The sequence below is a fragment of the uncultured Thiocystis sp. genome, assembly GCF_903866365.1.
In the GTDB taxonomy this organism is placed as follows: Bacteria; Pseudomonadota; Gammaproteobacteria; order Chromatiales; family Chromatiaceae; genus Chromatium.
This window is the reverse complement of record NZ_CAIPNF010000320.1, coordinates 1-2,196: the sequence shown is the minus strand read 5'-3', so window position 1 is coordinate 2,196 and position 2,196 is coordinate 1. Positions and strand designations below refer to the sequence as shown.

Here is a 2,196-nt window from a genome sequence, read left to right as displayed (position 1 = left end):
CGGTCGCTCCTGACGCAGACGCCGCGCCAGCAGCAGGGCGCTGCCCGTCACATAGATGAGCACGGCCAGACTGGCCCAGAGCGCCAGGTGCGCGTCATAGAGGAACATCAGCACGAAGCTGAAGACCGAGAAGACGCCGCTCATGATGGCGTTGGCGCTGGCCGTGGAGATCAGGCTCTGGATCTGGGTAATGGCACCCACGCGGGTGGCTAGTACCACGCGCTGATAATTTTTAGGATAATATAGCCATTGGATGTGATGCTCATACTATCCCCATCGATGTGAGCCTTGATTGACGTCGCGCAATCGAAAGGGCATGTATGGAGCCACGCCGGCTGGTGATCGCCAGCCGATCTCCGACCGCTTTCAGATTGAGTCACAGACGATGGCACGTCCAGCCCCTTTGATTGACCTGACCGACGAGCAACGCACCCTGCTCGAAGGGATTTCCCGACGCCGCGAAACCGCCCACAGCCTGGTGCGGCGCGCGCGGATCGTGCTGCGCGCCGCCGACGGCGAGCACAACTCAGCGATTGCGCACGCCCTGGATCTCGATGAAGACGGGGTCGGGCAGTGGCGCCGGCGGTGGGCGAACGCCCAGGACCAGCTCGCCGCCCTGGCGGGCCAGCCCAAGCGTCTGCGCGCCGCGATCGAGGAACTGTTGTCCGACCGGCCGCGCTCGGGTAACCCGGGCGATTTCAGCGCCGAGCAGATCTGCCAGATCATCGCCCTGGCCTGCGAAACGCCGCCGGAGCCCTTGACGCATTGGACGCGCGACGACCTGGTGCGCGAGACGATCGCGCGCGGCATTGCCCCGACGATTTCGGCCAGCACCATCGGCCGTTTTTTAAAATCAGGCGGACCTCAAGCCCCATCGCACCCGGTACTGGCTCAATGCCAAGCTCGACGACGAGGCCACCTTCCGGGAGGAGGTCCGCACGATCTGCAAATTGTACCATCAAGCGCCGGAACTCCATGAACAGGGGGTCCATGTCATCTCCACGGACGAGAAGACCGGGATCCAGGCCCTGGAGCCGATTCATCCGTCTCAGCCGATGCGCCCCGGCCATCCCGAGGCGGTGGAGTTCGAGTACGAACGTCACGGCACCCAGGCGCTGATCGCTAACTTCGAGGTCGCCACCGGGCGCGTCATCGCCCCCTCCATCGGCGACACCCGCACCGAAGCGGATTTTGTGGCACACATCGCCGCCACCGTGCAGACCGATCCGCAAGCCGAGTGGATCTTCATCGCCGACCAATTGAATACCCACCAATCGGCCAGCCTGGTGGCCCTCGTCGCCCAGCGCTGCGCCATCGAGGTGGATCTTGGGCGCAAGGAAAAGACCGGCATCCTCAAGAACATGGCCTCGCGCGCCGCCTTCCTCCAGGATCCCACCCACCGCATCCGTTTTGTCTACACCCCGAAGCATTGCTCTTGGCTCAACCAAGTCGAAATCTGGTTCGGTATCCTGACCCGTCGACTCCTCAAGCGTGGCTGCTTTGCCTCCACCGAGGAACTCAAGCAACGCATCCTGGCCTTCATCACGTTCTTCAACCAGACCCTGGCCAAGCCGTTTCGCTGGACCTACATTGGCAAGCCGCTGATGGCGTGAGTTCTCCTGAGAATTTCAGGCGTGATGTACTAGCCACCATTGATATTGATGAAACAGAATCCCTCCTGGAGCAGGCAAAGAAACTTGTCAAGCTAGGAATCAAAGCTAAAGATGCTCTACATGTAGCGTCTGCCATTGAAGGAAAGGCGAAATATTTTGTCACAACCGATGACAAATTAATCAAGAAAATGATTGATTTAATTGAAATTACCGCAATAAATCCTATCGCTCTGGCGGGAATTATAGATGAACGCAACGACTGATACGGAATTGAAGGTGCTAGGAATGGAGGCATTAATTGCTGCTTTAGGGGAAGTAATGGCTGAAAAATTTATAACCCTGATAAACCGAGAACGATTCGATTATACTGAATGGCAAAGAAATTTATGGAATGACAAAAGTGTTGAAGAGATTAGCAAGGCAGCTATGGCGCGTAGAACACGCATTAGAAGTAGTAACTAAATGGATAAGCTAGATAGGTCTAGGTTAAAAAAGGGACAAGCTACTGCATAGATCTAAACATCAAAGCTTGATAACAGCGATTCCCGGCAAACGCTAACCTCTTGAAAAGATAGGTTGCTAT

The 2,196-nt window shown here is 56.9% G+C and carries 5 protein-coding genes; 4 read left to right on the top strand and 1 reads right to left on the bottom strand.

The genetic code is table 11. The features are described from left to right. A partial coding sequence (locus tag QZY07_RS18280) for a hypothetical protein (protein WP_295405798.1) occupies positions 1 to 201 on the bottom strand: 201 nt, incomplete at its 3' end. A 184-nt stretch (positions 202 to 385) separates the two neighbouring features. Here QZY07_RS18280 and QZY07_RS18275 point away from each other — a divergent pair. From QZY07_RS18275 to QZY07_RS18260, 4 genes are read left to right on the top strand one after another with little or no spacing between them, the layout of a single operon-like run. After that, the gene (locus QZY07_RS18275; protein WP_295405796.1) at positions 386 to 979 is read left to right on the top strand and encodes a helix-turn-helix domain-containing protein; all 594 of its coding nucleotides are present in this window, start codon (positions 386 to 388) and stop codon (positions 977 to 979) included. After that, the gene (locus tag QZY07_RS18270; RefSeq protein ID WP_295405794.1) at positions 951 to 1,613 is read left to right on the top strand and encodes a transposase; all 663 of its coding nucleotides are present in this window, start codon (positions 951 to 953) and stop codon (positions 1,611 to 1,613) included. The genes QZY07_RS18275 and QZY07_RS18270 overlap by 29 nt, the downstream gene beginning before the upstream one ends. After that, positions 1,610 to 1,876 carry a PIN domain-containing protein gene (locus QZY07_RS18265; RefSeq protein WP_295405792.1) on the top strand — a complete coding sequence of 89 codons (267 nt, stop codon included), beginning with the start codon at positions 1,610 to 1,612 and terminating at the stop codon, positions 1,874 to 1,876. The genes QZY07_RS18270 and QZY07_RS18265 overlap by 4 nt, the downstream gene beginning before the upstream one ends. After that, positions 1,860 to 2,075: a hypothetical protein gene (locus QZY07_RS18260; RefSeq protein WP_295405791.1), complete on the top strand. Its 216-nt coding sequence runs from the start codon at positions 1,860 to 1,862 to the stop codon at positions 2,073 to 2,075. The genes QZY07_RS18265 and QZY07_RS18260 overlap by 17 nt, the downstream gene beginning before the upstream one ends. Positions 2,076 to 2,196 lie beyond the last annotated feature (121 nt).